The following is a 15,675-nucleotide window of genomic DNA, read 5'->3' as shown; positions in this document are numbered from 1 at the left end:
CAGTCCGCCGCCACGAACATGCCCCACACCGACAGGTCCTTCGGCAGCACTGCCTGGGCCGGCGCCGCAGCCGGCGTTCCCGCGGGAGGGGTGATCGTCGGCGCAGCCGGATCGGCAGGCGCAGTCGTGGCCGCGGACGGCGCAGTCGGATCAGCCGATACGCCGGCGGCCGGGGTGGTCGTAGCAGCAGCAGGCGGCGCCGCGGGAACCGCCGAGCCGGCGGGAGCGGGTGACGTGGCGGCGGGCGGCGCCGCGGGAGTCGGCGTCGATCCAACCGACGGCTCTGCCGCTGGTGGAGAGGCCGCTGGCGGGGAGGCCTGCGTCGTCGTCGAGGCTTGCGCCCACGCCAGCGACGGGAAAAGCAGAAGGAGAACCAGCAGACGACGAAGCAGCATTACCCGATACCTTGAAGAGTGCGAACGACGGGACGCAGCCAGTTGGCGCGCCAGGTGAGAGTGCAGGTCACGGCGACCGCGCCGACGCTGAGCATGGTTGCCCAGACGAGCGAGCCGAAGCTCGGGCCGTCGCGCCACAGAGCGAGCGCCAGCGAGGCCAGCAGGAAGGCATAGCCCGCAATCCGCATCGGCAGGACGAGCCGGCCCGGGCAGTCGCGCCCACCGCCGGCGCGCTCCCAGTGGCGATCCTGGCTCAGCGCCAGAAGGGCAAAACCGAAATAGGAGGCGAGCGCCAGCGCGATCAAAAGAGCGGGCGCCATTTCAACCGCCCGCGGTCAGGCGCAGCAGGCCCCAGGCGCCGCTCCACGAGGCGATCCCGGCAGCGGCCATGACCAGACAGAGACGTGCCAGTCGCCGGTCTGCAAAGGCCCAGATCAGCAGCGCCAGATAAACGAGAAAGGCCAGCATCGACGCCAGGACGACCGCCTCGCTGCGCACCATAAGTCCGGCCGCCGGAAGGGCGACCGCCGCCAGCGCGGCAAGGCCCGCCGCCACGGCATAGCCACCCCCGACCGCCGCGACGAGGCGAACGAATACTGACAGACCGGTCTTGGACGGAATCACGCTGCGACTACCTCTCATTCATAAGACGAACGAGAGGGTCCGTTTTCTCCCCGGCCGGACGGCTGAGCGCGATTTATTTTCGCCCTACCCTGCCCGCAGGGTGCGTATTCTCACGGCACAGGCGAAATATTGCCTCAGGATCCGGCGTAGACGGTCGGTGTGCGCTGCCGCCAGCCGAAGTGCTTCTCCAAGGCCGCGCAGAACTGCAGCACTTTCTCGTCGGCAAACCGTCGCCCAATCACCTGCAGGCCGACCGGCAGCCCGGAGGGCGACCAGCCGCAGGGGATGGAGGCCGCCGGCTGGCCGGTCAGGTTGAAAGGATAGGAGAAGGGCGTCCATCGCGCCCAGGGCACCGGCTTGTCCATATCCATGTCCGGCGGTCCATCGGCCTCGGCCGCAAACGGCTCGATCGGAACCATCGGCATCACGAGCAGGTCGAAGGTCTCGAACGCCTCGGCCACCGAGCGATTGAAGGCCGCCCGCGCCTGCAGGGTCCGGAAATGATCTTCGAGCCTGATCGACGCCGAGCCCGCCACCATGCGGGCAAACCCCGGATCGATGCGCGCCACGTCTTCCGGCCTCAGGCCGGCATAGAGCGCGCCTCGCGCCACCCAGAGCGCGTCGAAGATGTCGATGGGATCGGGCCAGTCGAGCTTCGTGTCGACGATCTCGACCGGCAGACGCGCCGCGATCTCGCCGAAGGCCTTCGCTATCACCGCCGCGATGCCCGGGTCGACAGAAGCGCCGAACAGGGTCGGCGCGAGCACGCAGCGCAGCTTCGGCAGCTCGCCCAAGGCCTCGTGGTAGGACAGGCCCGGCGGCGGCAGCGACTGCGGGTCGCGCGCATCCGGTCCCTGCACGACGTCGAGTGCCAGCGCATAGTCCTCGACGCTGTTGGTCATAGGCCCGGCATGCGACAGATGCTCGGTCGGGCTGAGCGGATAGGTCGGCACGCGCGCCAGCGTCGGCTTCAGCGAGAAGATGCCGCAGAACGAGGCGGGCACTCTCATCGATCCACCACCGTCGGAACCGAGCGTCAGCGGCACGGTCCCGTTCGCCACGGCGACGGCCGACCCCGAGCTCGATCCGCCGGCGGTCTTCGAAAGGTCCCAGGGATTGCGCGTCACGCCATAGAGCGGTGAGTTGGATGCCGCCTTCCAGCCCAGCTCGGGCGTCGTCGTCTTGCCGACCATGACCGCGCCGGCCGCAAGAAGCCGCTCGACAGACGGGGCGGTCTCGGTCGCGACCGAATCGACGTAGAGCTTCGAGCCGCGCTGCGTCTTGTAGCCATTGACCAGGAAGAGATCCTTGATGCCGACCGGCACGCCGTGCAACGGACCGCGGAAGGAGCCGGCGCGCGCCTCCTTCTCCAGCTCTGCCGCCCGCGCCTTGGCATCCTCGGCAAAGACGGCGCTGTAGGCGTTCACCCGCGCCTCGGTTTCCTCGATCGCATTCAGTGACGACTGAACCAGTTCCACGGGCGAGACCTCGCCCTGTCGCACCAATCGCGCCATCTCGACCGCTCTCAGGGCTGCGTACTGACGCAGTTCCATCGTCTTCCTCCTGATCCTGCTTTTCCTAGAGGCGCTCGCCCGACCTGGCGTCGAACACGTGCACGTCCTTGCCCCGCACGATCACGCCGTGCTGCATGGCCTCACCCAACTCCGTGTCCGGCGGCACCGCGACCACGAACCCGCCCCTGCCATCGTCGAGATGAAGAAGCTTCACGCTGCCCAGATCCTCGACCAGCTCGACCCGGCCCCCGAGGCCGCCGGCCTGCGGCGGCGCCAGGGTGAGGGCATCGGGCCTGACGCCGATCACGACCTCCCGCCCCGGCGTGCCGATCCGCTCGCCCTCGCCCGCGATCGACGCGCCGCCCACGAGAACGATCGCGCGCCCGTCTGCGCCCACTGTGCCTTCGAAGAAGTTCATCGGCAGCGAGCCGATGAAGCCCGCCACGAACAGGGTCGCGGGCCGCGCATAGACCTCGCCCGGCGAACCCACCTGCTCCACCCGACCGGCGTTCATCACGATCAGGCGGTTGGCGAGCGACATCGCCTCGACCTGGTCGTGCGTCACGAGGATCGAGGTGGCGTCGAGCCGAAGATGCAGGCGCTTCAGCTCGGTGCGCATCTGGTGACGCAGCTTGGCATCGAGGTTCGACAACGGCTCGTCGAACAGGAAGACCTTGGGCTCGCGGATGATGGCGCGGCCCATGGCGACCCGCTGGCGCTGGCCGCCGCTCAATTGCGTGGGCTTGCGGCCGAGGAAGTCGCCGATGCCGAGGATGCCGGCGACGCCCGCCACCTTGTCGCGGATCGTTGCCTTTGAGGCGTGAGCGATCCTGAGCGAATAGGACATGTTCTCCTCGACGCTCATGTGCGGATAGAGCGCGTAGTTCTGGAACACCATGGCGATGTCGCGCTCGCGCGGCTCGAGCCGGTTGACCACCCGGCCGTCGATGGCGATCTCGCCGCCGGTGATTTCCTCGAGGCCGGCGATCATGCGCAGGAGCGTGGATTTCCCGCAGCCGCTCGGCCCCAGGATGACCGCAAACTCACCGTGGCGGATTTCGAGGTCGATGCCGTGCAGCACCTGGGACGTCCCGTAGGACTTCTCTACTTTGCGAATGTCGACGGTGGCCAAGGAATGCTCCGCTATTTTTCCGAGTCGACGAGGCCTTTGACGAACCAGCGCTGCAGCACGATCACCACCATCACCGGCGGCAGCGTGATCACCAGCGCCGAAGCCATCAGCGTGTTCCATTTCGGCACGGCCTCGGGCGCGGCGGAGATCTGTTTGGACAGGCCGATCACTGCGGTCGTCATGCTGGCCTCGGTGGTGATCAGCAGCGGCCACAGATACTGGTTCCAACCGAACACGAAGAGAATGACCGTGAGCGCCACGACGTTGGTGCGCGACATCGGCCACAGAACGTCGATCAGGAAGCGCATGGGCGACGCGCCATCGATCTTGGCGGCCTCCAGCAGTTCCTCGGGGATCGTGAGAAAGAGCTGGCGGAACAGGAAGGTGGCGGTGGCCGAGGCCATCAACGGCAGGATGAGGCCGGCATAGGAATCGAGCAGGCTCCATTTCACGACGGCTTCGATATTCCAGCCCGTCAGGCTCTCCAGCGGCCCGCGCAGGCCCGTCTCGTCGAGCAACCAGCCCAGCCCCTGCAGCGGATGGGCGGCCACGGCGTATGTCGGAACGATACGGACCTCGATTGGCAGCATCAGCGTCGCGAAGATCAGCCAGAAGGCCGTCATCCGGAAAGGAAAGCGGAAATAAGTGATGGCGAAAGCCGACAGTATGGACACTGAGATCTTGCCGACCGTGACGCCGACCGAAACGATCAGCGAATTGAGGAGTTGTCGGCCGAGATCGCCGCGCGCCATCGCCGTTTCGAGGTTGGCCAGCAGCTCGTTGCCCGGCGTGAGCGGCATGGGGACCTGCAGCACGTCGGGCAGCGTGTGCGTCGCCGCGATCAGCGCGTAGTAAAGAGGCAGGCAGACGGCCACGACACCCGCGATCAGCAGCAGGTGACAGAAGAGGTCGAGCTTGGGGGTCCGCTCGATCATTGGGCGTACTTCACACGCCGTTCGAGATATCGAAACTGCACCGCCGTCAGCCCGATCACCAGGATCATCAGGATGACCGACTGGGCCGAGGACAGGCCAAGATCGAGGCCGAGGAAGCCGTCGGCATAGACCTTGTAGACCAGGATGTCCGTCGCGCCTCCGGGCCCCCCCTGGGTCAGGGCATGGATGATGCCGAACGTATCGAAGAAGGCATAGACGACATTGATGACGAGCAGGAAGAAGGTGGTCGGCGAGATCAGCGGGAAGACGATGCTGACGAAACGCCGGATCGGGCCCGCCCCGTCGATCGCCGCCGCCTCGATCAGCGAGCGCGGGATCGCCTGCAGGGCGGCGAGGAAGAACACGAAATTGTAGCTCACCTGCTTCCAGGCGGCGGCCACGATGACCAGCAGCATGGCGTCGCTGCCGTCGAGCAGCGGGTTCCACGGAATGCCGAAGCCCTGCTTCAGCATCAGCGCGATGGCGCCGTAGATCGGATGGAAGAGGAACAGCCAGAGCACGCCCGCCAGCACGGGCGCGACGGCATAGGGCCAGATGATCATCAGCCGATAGACCGACTTGCCCCTCGCGACGCGGTCGACCAGCACCGCGAAGCCGAGGCCCGCCAGCACGGCCGACGCGGTCGTGCCGGTGCTGAAGATGGCGGTGCGGTAGATCGAATTGAAATATTCCGGACTGGTCAGCACGTCGCGGAAATTGTCGAACCACACGAAGGTCGAGTGCTGGCCGAACGGATCGCTAATGGTGAAGGCCTGGTAGAGAGCCTGCGCCGCCGGCCAGAAGACGAAGATGGCGAGGACGAGCATCTGCGGCGCAAGGAGCAGGAACGCCAGCGGCTTGTGCCGCTGGAAGTTCACCCGTTTGATCACGGCGTCAGCTCCTCGCGACGGCGCGTCACCTCAGTTGCCGCGCTGCCGCTCGAAGCGGCGCAGGATCTCGTTGCCGCGCCGCACCGCGTCGTCCATCGCCTGCTGCGCCGTCTTCTTGTTGGCCCAGACGGCCTCCATCTCCTCTTCGAGGGCGGCGACGTACTGGTTGGCATTGCCCAGCCGCACGGTCATCGTGTTGAGCGTCGGCGTCCCGCGCTGCACCTGGGTAATGGCCACCTCCTGCTGCGGGTATTTTTCGTAGTAGCCCTCGGCCTTGACCTTCTCGTACGCGGCCTTGGTGATCGGCATGTAGCCGGTATCCTTGTGCCACTTGGCCTGCTGGTCCGGGCTGGCGAGGTGCGCCAGGAAGGCGGCAACGCCCTTGTACTCTTCGGGCTTGTGACCCTTCAGCACCCAGAGCGCCCCGCCGCCGATCAGGCTGTTGTGCGGAGTCGTGCCGGCTTCGTAGGGCAGGGGCGCGGCCTCGAAGGCGAACTTGGCACTGGCCTGCAGCGAAGAGAAGACGGCCGAGGAATGGGTCATCATCGCACAGCGGCCCGACGCGAAGGCCGGCGTGGCGCTGCTACCCTGGCGGCCCGAATAGACGTAACGGCCGTCGGCGACCCACGACTGCAGCCGCGCGATGTTCTTCACCACATCCGTCTTGTTGTAGGTGAAGGTGGCAGCGAGCCCGTCGAGGCCGTTATGCAGGGTGGCGATCGGCAGGTCGTGGATCGTCGAATAGTTGTCGACATGCACCCACTGCTGCCAGCCCGAAGTGTAGCCGCACTCGAATCCTGCGGCGCGCAGCTTCGTCAGGTACTCACCCATCTCGTCCCAGGTCACCGGCGGTCGCGTGAGCCCGGCCTTGGCGAAGCCGTCCTTGTTGTACCAGAGGATCGGCGTCGAGACGCTGAACGGCAGCGACAGGAGCTTCATGTCCTTGGTGCGATAGTAGTTCAGCACCGGCTGGATGTAGTTGTCCCAGTCGATCTTGTAGCCCTCGGCCGCCAGCAGGTCCTGCACCGGATAGACCGCGCCCGACAGCAGCATGCTCTGCGTGCCCTGGCCGATCACGACCAGCAGGTGCGGGCTCTTGTTTGCCCGGAAGCCCGCGATCGCGGCATTGAAGGTCTCGTCGTAGGTGCCGCGGCCGGACGCCACGACCTTGTAGGCGGTCTGGGAATTGTTGAAGCTCTCGATCTGCTGCTTCAGCGCATCGTCGATCGGTCCCAGCGTCGGGTGCCAGAACTGGATCTCGATCGGTGCGGCCGCCGCGACCGATGCAGCAAAGGCGGCGACCATTCCGGCGAGGGCGCCGAACAACCTGTTCCTCATGACGGTTTCCTTCTCCTGATCACGGGCGGACGTGGAGGCCCTTGGATGAAACGTGCATGCCGGTGAAATCGCGGGCGCTCGAAACGATCCGCCACGACAGCATCTTCTGCGCGTAGGCCAGCATCGCGGGCGCCGCGGCGGGATCGCGCGACAGGTCGGTGAAACAGTGCGGGTCGGCTGCGAGATCGAAGAACAGCGGCGGCAAGGCAGCGAAATGGACGTACTTGAAGCGTTCGTCGCGAACGACGGCGAGCGAGCAGGCATCCATCGGCACGCCCAGCGCCGTTTCGGAATCGGCCGCGCCGAGGCCGCGGAAGTCGAACTCCCAATGCACTTCGCGGCGCCAGTCCTCGACCGCGCGTCCGTGCAGCAGCGGCAGCAGAGAGCGGCCATCGCACTGCCGCGGGATGTCGAGGCCGAGCCACTCGAGAACCGTCGGCATTACGTCGACCGCCTCGGTGAAGCGCTCGATCGCCGTGCCGCGGCTCGCATTCGCCGCCGGCCGCGGATCGCGCACGATCAGCGGCACGTTGTAGGCCTCGTCGAAATAACCCTGCTTGCCGAGCATCCAGTGGTCGCCCAGCAGCTCGCCGTGGTCCGCCGTCACGACGATCAGCGTATCGTCGTACAGTCCCCACTCCTTCAACTTGTCGATCAGGCGGCCGACCTGGTCATCGACTTCCTGCACCATGCCGTAATAGGTCGCCCGCAGCTGCGCGATGTCCGACGCGCTGAGATCGGCGACCCGCCCCCGCCCGGTGACGAAGTAGCTCGCCTGGTTCTGCGACTCGAGATAGCTCGCCAGCAGCGGATGCTGTGCGGCCTCCACTTCGACCGTGGCGGCACGGCGGGGCGGCGGCATGTCGGCCGGATCGTAGAGCGTGTTGTAAGGCTCGGGGGCGATGAACGGCGGATGCGGGCGGATATAGGCCGCGTGCGCGAACCATGATCCGTTGCGGCGCACCGAGATGTAATCGAGCAGGCGATCCGTCAGGAAGGCGGTGATGCTGTCCTGCGCCTTGAAGCGCGCCGGCGGAAAAGTCGGCCCGCGGTCGCCCGCCGGATTGGCCGGGCGGTAGATCTCGGTGACGTCATCGGCGAAGGAATAGCCCTTGGCCTTGAGGTCGGCCATCCACGGATAGGGCAATTCCGGCAGATGCAGTTCGGCCGCGAATCCGGGCATGACCGATTCGTAGGTCCGCAGCGCCGGATCGACGGGCGGCAGGCCGGTCGGGTCCGCCGTCGTGTCGGTATAGCCGAACAGCGCCGGGTCGTAGCCGGCCTTGCGGCATTCCAGGGCGATGTTGGTGAAGCGGCGCGCCAGCGGCGTGCCGTTCCGCATGACGCCGTTATTGTGCTGGTAGGTGCCGGTCAGCAGCGCCGCGCGTGACGGGCCGCAGGGGGCCGCCTGTACGAAATGGCGGCGGCAGAGCACGCCATCGGCGGCAAGACGATCGAGATTGGGTGTCTTCAGGACGGGATTGCCCGCACAGCCAAGTGCATCGGCCCGCCACTGATCGATGACGATGAAGAGGATGTTCCTCCGCGCGACCATCACTTGCCCCCTTCTCCTGCAAGGATCATCGGCGGCGCGGACTGATAGGACAATTTAATATTACTTCTGTAACTTAAAAAATATTAATACTAGACCATGTTGCACACACAGATCCGCGCCTTCGATGCCGTCGCCCATCACGGCAGCTTCTCCCGCGCCGCCGAAGCGCTCGGACTGACCCAGCCCGCCGTCACCATCCAGGTGAAGGCGCTCGAGGAGCGCTACGGTGTGAAGCTGCTCGAACGCTCGCGCCGAGCGGTGCGCCTCACCGAAATGGGCGAACGCCTGTTCCGGATGTCGCGCCGCTATTCGAGCCTCGAAGAGCAGATGCGCGAGATCCTGACCGAGTCGTCCGAGCTCGAGAGCGGCCAGCTCAGCCTGACCGCTGACGGGCCGCATATCGCCATGGGCGTGTTCGCCCGCTTCCTGGCACGCCATCCCAACATCGAGCTCTCCGTCGCCATGGGCAACACGCGTTTCGTGCGCGAGCAGCTTCTGGAGCGGCGGACCGACCTCGCCATCCTGCCCGGCGTGGAACGACACCCACAGATCCATGCCATGCCGCTGTGGCGGCATACCGCCGTGCTGATCGTGGCCAACGACCATCCCTGGGCAGGACGCGAGAGCGTGCGGCTGGCCGAGCTCCACGACCAGCCCATGATTTCCCGCGAGGAAGGCTCGAACACCCGGCGCATCACTCACGCGGCGATGGCGAAGGCCGGCGTCCGGCCCCGCACCGTGCTGGAGCTGGGCAGCCGTGAGGCGGTTTGCGAAGCGGTCGGCGCCGGCCTCGGCTTCAGCATGATCTGGGAATTGGAAGCCAGCGCTTCGACGCGTTTTCGCACCCTCCATATCCGCGACACGAAGATCACCAGCAGCGACTACGTCGCCTGCCTGAAGAGCGAGAGCATGCGCCGCAGCATCAAGGCTTTCTTCGCGGTGGCGGCGGGCCTGTCCAATCAGCGCGCGGCGACGCGGCGCGGTCTGCCCTGAGGTGCTGCGTGGCGTGCGCCATCTGATGCTACACTCTGCCCCCTCATGCTCGAACCCCACTCCCTTTTTCTAGGCTTCGTCGTCGCCCTTGGCGTCGGCCTGCTGATCGGCATCGACCGCGAGCGCAAGAAGGGCGAAGGACCGGGCCGCGGCGCCGCAGGCCTGCGAACCTTCACCCTCGCCTCGCTGGCCGGCGCGACGGGTGCCGCGGCCGGAGGAAATGTCCTGCTGGCCGCCGTCGTGTTGGGCATGGTGGCTTTCGCTGGCCTGTCCTACTGGCGAGCGCGCGACAACGATCCGGGCCTCACGACGGAGACGGCGCTGGTGGCAACCACGCTGCTGGGCGGGCTCGCCATTCGCGAGCCCACCTTTGCCGCGGGTGTGGGCGTGGTCGTCGCCCTACTGCTCAACGCCCGCGTCGCCCTGCACCGCTTCGTCCGCTCGATATTGACCGACGACGAGATCCACGACCTGCTGATCTTCGCCGGCGCCACCCTGGTCGTGCTGCCGCTGCTGCCAGACCATCCGATCGGCCCCTATGGCGCGCTGAACCTGCGCACGATCTGGCTGGTGGTGATCCTGGTGATGGGTGTCGGCGCACTGGGCTACATCGCCGTCAGGGTCGTGGGGCCACGCTTCGGCCTACCGCTGGCGGGCTTGGCCTCCGGCTTCATCTCGAGTTCGGCGACGATCGGGGCCATGGGCGCTCGTTCGACTCGCGATCCGCATCTGATGAAGCCCGCGGCCGCCGGCGCGGCGATGTCCTCCATCGCTACGGTCGTGCAACTCGGCATCCTGATCGCGGTCACCGACCTCGCCGCTTTCCGGGCGATCCTGATGCCGCTGCTGTTCGCGGGGGCGGCGGCGATCCTCTATGGCGGGGCTTTCACCCTATGGGCGCTGCAGACGGACAGCGGCAAGGTCGAGGAGGCGCAAGGCAGCGCCTTCAGCCTGCGCACGGCTCTGCTCTTTGCCGGGCTTCTGGCAGGCGTGCTGCTGCTGGCTGCTGCCCTTCAGGACTGGTTCGGCGAGGCCGGCGTGATCTTCGCGGCCGCAGCGGCGGGCTTTGCCGATACGCACGCCCCCGCCATCTCCGTCGCGTCTCTCGTTGCCGATGGCAGATTAACGCCGGCCGCCTCCGTGATCCCGGTCCTCGCCGCCTTCTCGACCAACACCGTGACCAAGACGCTGTTCGCCCTTACCGCCGGCGGTCGGCGTTTCGCGTTCTACGTCGTTCCAGGCCAACTCTTCATGCTGGCAGCAGCCTGGGCCGCCCTGCTGATCGCATGAGCCGCACGACCTTAGGGAGCAGCCACGTGAGATCCCTCGTCTTCCTGCCCGGCTTCATGTGCGATGCCGATCTGTGGAGCGACATGCTCCCGCAACTCGAGCCGTTGGGCGCCCTGCATTTCGGCAACGTCTACGAAGACGATACCCTCGAAGGCATGGCCGCACGCGTGCTGGCGGAAGCGCCGGAACGCTTCGTGCTGATCGGCTTCTCGATGGGTGGGTTCGTCGCGCGCATCCTAACGCTGATGGCACCGGAGCGCGTGGCCGGCGTGGCCTTCGTCGCTTCGTCGGCGCGCGGCTATTCGGACGAGGAGCGGGCGCGACGGATCTCGGGCTTCCGGCCCGGCGACCGGCCACCGCGCGCGGCGGGCACGGTAACGACGGCGATGGGCCTGCATCCCGACCGCGAGACCGACCCGGTGCTGCTCGACCGTCTGCGGGGCATGCAGCGGCGGCTGGGGCCGGAAGTACGCAAGCGTCAGGCCGCCCTGGTGCGCCGCGACGGCTATGCCGATCTCGAACGCATCACCTGTCCGTCCCTGGTCATCGCCTGCCGCCAGGATCGGCTGCGCACCCTGGGCGAGACCGAACGCATGGCGCAGGCGTTGCCGAACTCCCGCTTCAGCATCATCGAGGATTGCGGGCACATGGCGCCGCTCGAGAAGCCGCACGAGCTCTCGGCACGGCTCACCACGTGGATCGAGAGCACCGGTCTGTAGCGCGGCGGGGTTTCAGCACGAAGCGCCCCGACGCCTCGACCTACTCGAGCTTGAGGTTGGCTTTGCCGATGACAGGGATCCAGGTGTCGGCCTGTGTCCGCATGATCTCGTAGAACGCCTCAGGCGTGGTAAAGCGCGCCTCTGTGCCGAGTTCGTCGAACCGGCGGATGACGGCGGGATCCTGCAGCACGATCTTCATCGAGGCGCTCAGCTTCGCCAGCACCGGCGCGGGAAGCCCCGCGGGCGCGATGAGCCCGAGCAGGTTGATCGCCTCATAACCCGCGATCGTATCTGCGACCGTCGGCACATCGGGCAGCGCCGGCGCACGCTGCAGCGACGTGACGGAGAGCGCCCGCAGCTTGCCGTCCCTGATGAGCGGCAGCGCCGTCGCGATCGGCTCGAACTGGAATTGGATCTGTCCCGCCATCAGGTCGACCAGGCCGGGGGCCGTACCGCGATAGTGCACGGGCTCGAAACGCACGTCGGCGCGTTGCTCCACGAGCAGCCCGGCGAGATGCGTGAACGAGCCGGCGCCGGCCGTGCCCATCGTCATTTTGCCGGCTTCCTTCCGCGCAAGCTCGAGGAACTCGGGCATCGTCTTCGCCGGCATCGACGGGTTCACCAGCAGGACCAGCGGCTGGAACGAGACGGCGGTGACGAAGGTGAAATCCTTGCGCCAGTCGTAGGGTGCGCGGCCGAACAGGGCCGGGCTGTTAGTCAGCGAGGCCGAGGTCATCAGCAACGTGTAACCATCGGGCGCCGAGCGTGCCACGAACTCCGAGCCGATCATGGCGCCCGCGCCCGTCTTGTTCTCGACGACGACCGGCTGGCCGAGTTCGGCCTGCAGGCGCGCAGCGACGATCCGGGCCGTGACGTCGACGTTTCCGCCGGCGGCGAACGGCGCCACGATCTTGACCGGCTTGGTGGGCCAATCCTGTGCCTCCGCCGGCGCGACGATCATCTGGAGAGCCAGGACAGCGAGGCCTAACGAAAGGCAGCGCAGGACGTGCGCGAGATATGATGTTTGCATCGGCCGACTTTGCGCAAAGCCTGCGGTCCAATCCACCGGCCCTGTGCAATGGAAACCATGCAGCGGAATGAGCGTCGTCAGGCGTTGCGTCGGCGCAGACGGTCGATCAGCTCGGCCAGACGGCTGCCCTGCGGCGAGGTGGGATCTAGCAGGCGCTCGCGCGGCGTGTCGCGCGCCAGGCGGCTGATCTCGGTCAGCGCGCGGATATGCTGGCGGCGCGTCAGCCCGTATTCCGACGAGCGGTGATGGAAGAAAAGGCGCCGGAGCTGGCCATCTCCGACCAGCGCATTGAGTTCGCTGGCGGTCACGTAGATCAGGAAGCAGACGAAGATCCAGACCTGAACCGCAACGAAGCGATGCCAGGTGAAGTCGTTGAGCATCATCTGGTAGATCTGCTCCAGGCTGTGCGCCTCGAACGCGACATCCACGAGATTTTCCAGAAAGCGCGCCACCAGCACGACCACCGAATAGAAGATGGTCTTGTAGAGGATCGGCTGGATCAGCGGCGCGCCGCGGAATTTGTCGATGATGCGAACATGGTCGACGACCAGCACCACCTTGCCCACGACCAGCGCCGTCGTGCTGGCTAACAGAAAACTGCTGAGGTTGAACCAGTAGTTATGCGCCAGCAGGTTGGTGGTGAAGACGATCAGATTGAACGCGACGAAGAAATAGGTGGTCGGCGGCAGCAGGTGGCGGAACAGCGCCACCCAGCCATGGAAAAAGCGTCGCGGCAGCGTGGCAATCGTGGCGCTGTTCACACCCGGCCTCCGTCGACGACGAAATTCTGCGCCGTTACCAAGCGGCTGTCGTCGGACGCCAGCCACAGCACCATGCGGGCAATGTCGGGCGCGTAAAGCAGCTCCTTGAGACATTGCGCCTTGAGCTGGGCCGCCTTGGCCTCCGGCGTCACCCAGAGATCGAGCTGGCGCTGGGTCATGATCCAGCCCGGCGTCACGGCATTGAGGCGAATGCCGTCGACGCCGAGGTCGCGTGCGAGGCCGCGCGTCATGCCGATCACCGCCGCTTTGGCCGCCTGATAGACGGAAAGGTTCGGTGTCATCGTGTGGTAGCTGACCGAGCTGAAATTCACGATCGAGCCGCCGCCCGCCTTCTTCATGCCGGGCGCCACCGCCTGGATGGCGAAGTAGGCATGCCGCAGATTGACCGCGATGCGCTCGTCCCAGAAGTCCGGCGTCACCTGATCGAGCGTATGGCGATCATCGCGCGCGGCGTTGTTCACCAGCACCGTGATGGTCCCGACCTTCGCCGCCACGGTTTCGATGGCGCTCTGGTAAGCGGCTACGTCGCGGATATCACAGCGCACGAAAAGAGGCGCCGGATGGCCGGCCGCCCGGATACTCTCGACCAGCGCCGTCGACGAGGCTTCATCGATATCGACAAAGCCGACCCGCGCGCCCTGCGCGGCGAAATGCTCGACGATCGAGGCGCCGATACCCGACCCGCCCCCGGAGACGAAGGCGGTCCGGCCCGACAGGCTCGGATAGGAAGCGAAGGGCGGCATGACACTCCTCTAGATCTGGACCGGCCGGAAAGAGATCTCGCCGCCGAGCGTGGCGCCGGCGGCGAGCCGCGTCTGCCCGATCGCGCCGTTGGCGTGGCTCACCGGCTCGACGCAGAAATGACGTTGGCCGTCGGGAACATAGATGACCAGATGACGAAATGCCTCCGTCGCCGAAAGGACGAGCCGAAGGCCGCGCTCTGGCCAGGTGATGGTGGCCTCGCCGTCCCAGCCGTCGAAGCAGTGATCGAGGCCCATTCCGGCGACGCGGCGCGACGCGGAGAAATCCCATTCGGGCGGCACCGGCACGCGCTGCAGGGGGAGGACCTCGGCATCTGTGCGCCAGACACCCGCGAGGCGGCAGGCGAGCTCGGTATCGGCATCGCGCAAGAAGAAAGGATGCAGGCCGAGGCCCGCCGGCACCTCGCGGTCTTCGAGGTTCTCGATCGAAAGCCGGACGGTCAGGGCCGTCTCGTCGAGCCTGTAGATCTGGCGCGCGCAGTAACGGAACGGCCAGTCGACGCCTATGGCCCCGCGCTGGTGCAGATAGACGAGTTCTGCCCGGGTGCGCTCGTGGTGGAGCACCTGCCAGGGATGTCGCCATCCATCGCCATGCATCGGGTGGCGAATCCCCGGGCAGTTGCGCGCGAGCAGGAACTCCTCCCCGTCGAAGCCGAGACGGCCGTTCGCGATGCGGTTGGAGTAAGGCACCAGCGGGTAGCAGGCCGTATCCATGCCAGTCCCCGAGGCCAGGGCCGAATCGGTTGCGGGCCGCAGCAGGTCGCCGCCCTTCCCGCCGGTGCCCTCGACGGCGAAGCGCGCGATCGAGCCGCCAGCATCGGGCGCCAGATCGACGGCCAGCCGGCCCGCCCGCAGCGACAAAAGCGTCACGCATCCCTCCGTCGCTGTGTAAACTCCCCCGTTCTCAAATGACGAGGAAACGCATCGATGTCGAACATGCTGAAGAAGCGGCTGCAGGCCGGCAAGGCCTGCGTCAATGGATGGCTGGCGATCCCCGATGGCTTCGCCGCCGAGACCATGGCGCAATGCGGCTGGGACAGCGTCACCGTCGACATGCAGCATGGCGTTCAGGACTATCTCTCGATGGTCCGCTGCTTCCAGGCGATGGACAAGCATCCGATCACGCCGCTGGTGCGCGTGCCGTGGAACGAGCCCGGCATCGTCGGCAAGGTCCTGGACGGCGGCGCCTGGGGCGTCATCTGCCCGATGGTGAATACGGCCGCCGAAGCCAAGGCGCTGGTTTCCTATTGTCTCTATCCGCCCAAGGGCAAGCGCTCCAACGGCCCAATCCGCGCCGGCGCCTATGGCGAGGCGACGCCTTATCAGGCGATGGCCAACGATGAAGTGCTGGTCATCCCGATGATCGAAACGCAGGAGGCAATCGATAATATCGACGCCATCCTCGACGTGCCGGGCATCAGCGGAATCTATATCGGACCGTCCGATCTCGGCCTGTCGCTCGGCCTGAAGCCGATGCTCGACCGGGAGGAGCCGCAGATCCTGTCGATCTACGACAAGCTGCTCGCCGCCACCAAGAAGCGCGGCCAGTTCGCCGGCCTGCACAATGGCACCGGCAGCTACGCCGCGAAGATGGTCCACAAGGGCTTCCAGCTCGTCACCATCGCCAATGATGCCGGCCTGATGGCCAAGGCGGCGCGTGAAGCCGTGGACCTCACCCGCAAGGAAGGCGGCCCGACGGCCGCCAAGTAAGGCGAGG

At 66.5% G+C, this 15,675-nt stretch carries 16 protein-coding genes and 1 pseudogene; 4 read left to right on the top strand and 13 right to left on the bottom strand.

Features of this window, described 5'->3' with window-relative positions:
* The 9 genes and pseudogenes from ACT6UX_RS26665 to ACT6UX_RS26625 all read right to left on the bottom strand — a co-directional run.
* Positions 1–395: pseudogene (locus ACT6UX_RS26665) on the bottom strand (tonB-system energizer ExbB); the annotation flags it as partial.
* Positions 395–715, bottom strand: coding sequence for a DUF3325 domain-containing protein (locus ACT6UX_RS26660; RefSeq protein ID WP_444778185.1), 321 nt, complete (start codon positions 713–715; stop codon positions 395–397). The gene ACT6UX_RS26660 and the pseudogene ACT6UX_RS26665, both read right to left, overlap by 1 nt.
* Before the next feature lies 1 nt (position 716).
* Entirely contained in the window at positions 717–1,019 is a 303-nt protein-coding gene (locus tag ACT6UX_RS26655; protein WP_444778184.1) for a hypothetical protein, read from the bottom strand.
* Positions 1,020–1,153: 134 nt separating this feature from the next.
* Positions 1,154–2,572 carry an amidase family protein gene (locus ACT6UX_RS26650; protein ID WP_444778183.1) on the bottom strand — a complete coding sequence of 473 codons (1,419 nt, stop codon included), beginning with the start codon at positions 2,570–2,572 and terminating at the stop codon, positions 1,154–1,156.
* A gap of 25 nt (positions 2,573–2,597) precedes the next feature.
* The gene (locus tag ACT6UX_RS26645) at positions 2,598–3,665 is read right to left on the bottom strand and encodes an ABC transporter ATP-binding protein (RefSeq protein ID WP_444778182.1); all 1,068 of its coding nucleotides are present in this window, start codon (positions 3,663–3,665) and stop codon (positions 2,598–2,600) included.
* A gap of 11 nt (positions 3,666–3,676) precedes the next feature.
* On the bottom strand, positions 3,677–4,600 hold the full coding sequence (locus ACT6UX_RS26640) for an ABC transporter permease subunit (RefSeq protein WP_444778181.1): 924 nt from the start codon (positions 4,598–4,600) through the stop codon (positions 3,677–3,679).
* On the bottom strand, positions 4,597–5,490 hold the full coding sequence (ugpA, locus tag ACT6UX_RS26635; protein ID WP_444778180.1) for a sn-glycerol-3-phosphate ABC transporter permease UgpA: 894 nt from the start codon (positions 5,488–5,490) through the stop codon (positions 4,597–4,599). The genes ACT6UX_RS26640 and ugpA overlap by 4 nt, the downstream gene beginning before the upstream one ends.
* Before the next feature lie 30 nt (positions 5,491–5,520).
* Entirely contained in the window at positions 5,521–6,828 is a 1,308-nt protein-coding gene (gene ugpB / locus ACT6UX_RS26630) for a sn-glycerol-3-phosphate ABC transporter substrate-binding protein UgpB (RefSeq protein WP_444778179.1), read from the bottom strand.
* A 19-nt stretch (positions 6,829–6,847) separates the two neighbouring features.
* Positions 6,848–8,383 carry an alkaline phosphatase family protein gene (locus tag ACT6UX_RS26625; protein WP_444778186.1) on the bottom strand — a complete coding sequence of 512 codons (1,536 nt, stop codon included), beginning with the start codon at positions 8,381–8,383 and terminating at the stop codon, positions 6,848–6,850.
* 96 nt (positions 8,384–8,479) lie between these two features.
* On the opposite strand from ACT6UX_RS26625, the gene ACT6UX_RS26620 reads away from it, so the two are divergent.
* Genes ACT6UX_RS26620 through ACT6UX_RS26610 form a run of 3 tightly spaced genes read left to right on the top strand, consistent with a single transcriptional unit; the run spans position 8,480 to position 11,385 of the window.
* Positions 8,480–9,376: a LysR substrate-binding domain-containing protein gene (locus ACT6UX_RS26620; RefSeq protein ID WP_444778178.1), complete on the top strand. Its 897-nt coding sequence runs from the start codon at positions 8,480–8,482 to the stop codon at positions 9,374–9,376.
* 45 nt (positions 9,377–9,421) lie between these two features.
* Positions 9,422–10,666, top strand: coding sequence for an MgtC/SapB family protein (locus tag ACT6UX_RS26615; protein ID WP_444778177.1), 1,245 nt, complete (start codon positions 9,422–9,424; stop codon positions 10,664–10,666).
* A 26-nt stretch (positions 10,667–10,692) separates the two neighbouring features.
* On the top strand, positions 10,693–11,385 hold the full coding sequence (locus tag ACT6UX_RS26610) for an alpha/beta fold hydrolase (RefSeq protein WP_444778176.1): 693 nt from the start codon (positions 10,693–10,695) through the stop codon (positions 11,383–11,385).
* 40 nt (positions 11,386–11,425) lie between these two features.
* On the opposite strand, the gene ACT6UX_RS26605 is transcribed toward ACT6UX_RS26610, so the two are convergent.
* From ACT6UX_RS26605 to ACT6UX_RS26590, 4 genes are all read right to left on the bottom strand, one after another.
* Positions 11,426–12,346, bottom strand: a complete 921-nt coding sequence (locus ACT6UX_RS26605) for a Bug family tripartite tricarboxylate transporter substrate binding protein (RefSeq protein ID WP_444778175.1) — start codon at positions 12,344–12,346, stop codon at positions 11,426–11,428.
* A gap of 146 nt (positions 12,347–12,492) precedes the next feature.
* Positions 12,493–13,176 (bottom strand): hypothetical protein, encoded by a 684-nt coding sequence (locus tag ACT6UX_RS26600; protein WP_444778174.1) that lies wholly within the window; start codon positions 13,174–13,176, stop codon positions 12,493–12,495.
* Complete coding sequence (locus tag ACT6UX_RS26595) at positions 13,173–13,940, bottom strand: SDR family NAD(P)-dependent oxidoreductase (protein ID WP_444778173.1); 768 nt, start codon at positions 13,938–13,940, stop codon at positions 13,173–13,175. The genes ACT6UX_RS26600 and ACT6UX_RS26595 overlap by 4 nt, the downstream gene beginning before the upstream one ends.
* A 9-nt stretch (positions 13,941–13,949) precedes the next feature.
* On the bottom strand, positions 13,950–14,828 hold the full coding sequence (locus ACT6UX_RS26590) for an aldose 1-epimerase (RefSeq protein WP_444778172.1): 879 nt from the start codon (positions 14,826–14,828) through the stop codon (positions 13,950–13,952).
* A gap of 57 nt (positions 14,829–14,885) precedes the next feature.
* Here ACT6UX_RS26590 and ACT6UX_RS26585 point away from each other — a divergent pair, with 57 nt between their 5' ends.
* Entirely contained in the window at positions 14,886–15,668 is a 783-nt protein-coding gene (locus tag ACT6UX_RS26585) for an HpcH/HpaI aldolase family protein (protein WP_444778171.1), read from the top strand.
* Positions 15,669–15,675 lie beyond the last annotated feature (7 nt).

Source organism: Reyranella sp., assembly GCF_052439685.1.
In the GTDB taxonomy this organism is placed as follows: Bacteria; Pseudomonadota; Alphaproteobacteria; order Reyranellales; family Reyranellaceae; genus Reyranella.
Note: the sequence above shows the minus strand (reverse complement) of the source record. Positions and strands in the feature narration are given on the sequence as shown.

What these genes read in the sequence shown, in the direction of transcription:
- ACT6UX_RS26620 (WP_444778178.1), top strand. Translation starts at nt 8,480, where the DNA reads ATGTTGCACACACAGATCCGCGCCTTCGATGCCGTCGCCCATCACGGC.
- ACT6UX_RS26595 (WP_444778173.1), bottom strand. Translation starts at nt 13,940, where the DNA reads ATGCCGCCCTTCGCTTCCTATCCGAGCCTGTCGGGCCGGACCGCCTTC.
- ACT6UX_RS26605 (WP_444778175.1), bottom strand. Translation starts at nt 12,346, where the DNA reads ATGATCGTCGCGCCGGCGGAGGCACAGGATTGGCCCACCAAGCCGGTC.
- ACT6UX_RS26615 (WP_444778177.1), top strand. Translation starts at nt 9,422, where the DNA reads ATGCTCGAACCCCACTCCCTTTTTCTAGGCTTCGTCGTCGCCCTTGGC.
- ugpB (WP_444778179.1), bottom strand. Translation starts at nt 6,828, where the DNA reads ATGAGGAACAGGTTGTTCGGCGCCCTCGCCGGAATGGTCGCCGCCTTT.
- ACT6UX_RS26640 (WP_444778181.1), bottom strand. Translation starts at nt 4,600, where the DNA reads ATGATCGAGCGGACCCCCAAGCTCGACCTCTTCTGTCACCTGCTGCTG.
- ACT6UX_RS26650 (WP_444778183.1), bottom strand. Translation starts at nt 2,572, where the DNA reads ATGGAACTGCGTCAGTACGCAGCCCTGAGAGCGGTCGAGATGGCGCGA.
- ACT6UX_RS26660 (WP_444778185.1), bottom strand. Translation starts at nt 715, where the DNA reads ATGGCGCCCGCTCTTTTGATCGCGCTGGCGCTCGCCTCCTATTTCGGT.
- ACT6UX_RS26625 (WP_444778186.1), bottom strand. Translation starts at nt 8,383, where the DNA reads ATGGTCGCGCGGAGGAACATCCTCTTCATCGTCATCGATCAGTGGCGG.
- ACT6UX_RS26585 (WP_444778171.1), top strand. Translation starts at nt 14,886, where the DNA reads ATGTCGAACATGCTGAAGAAGCGGCTGCAGGCCGGCAAGGCCTGCGTC.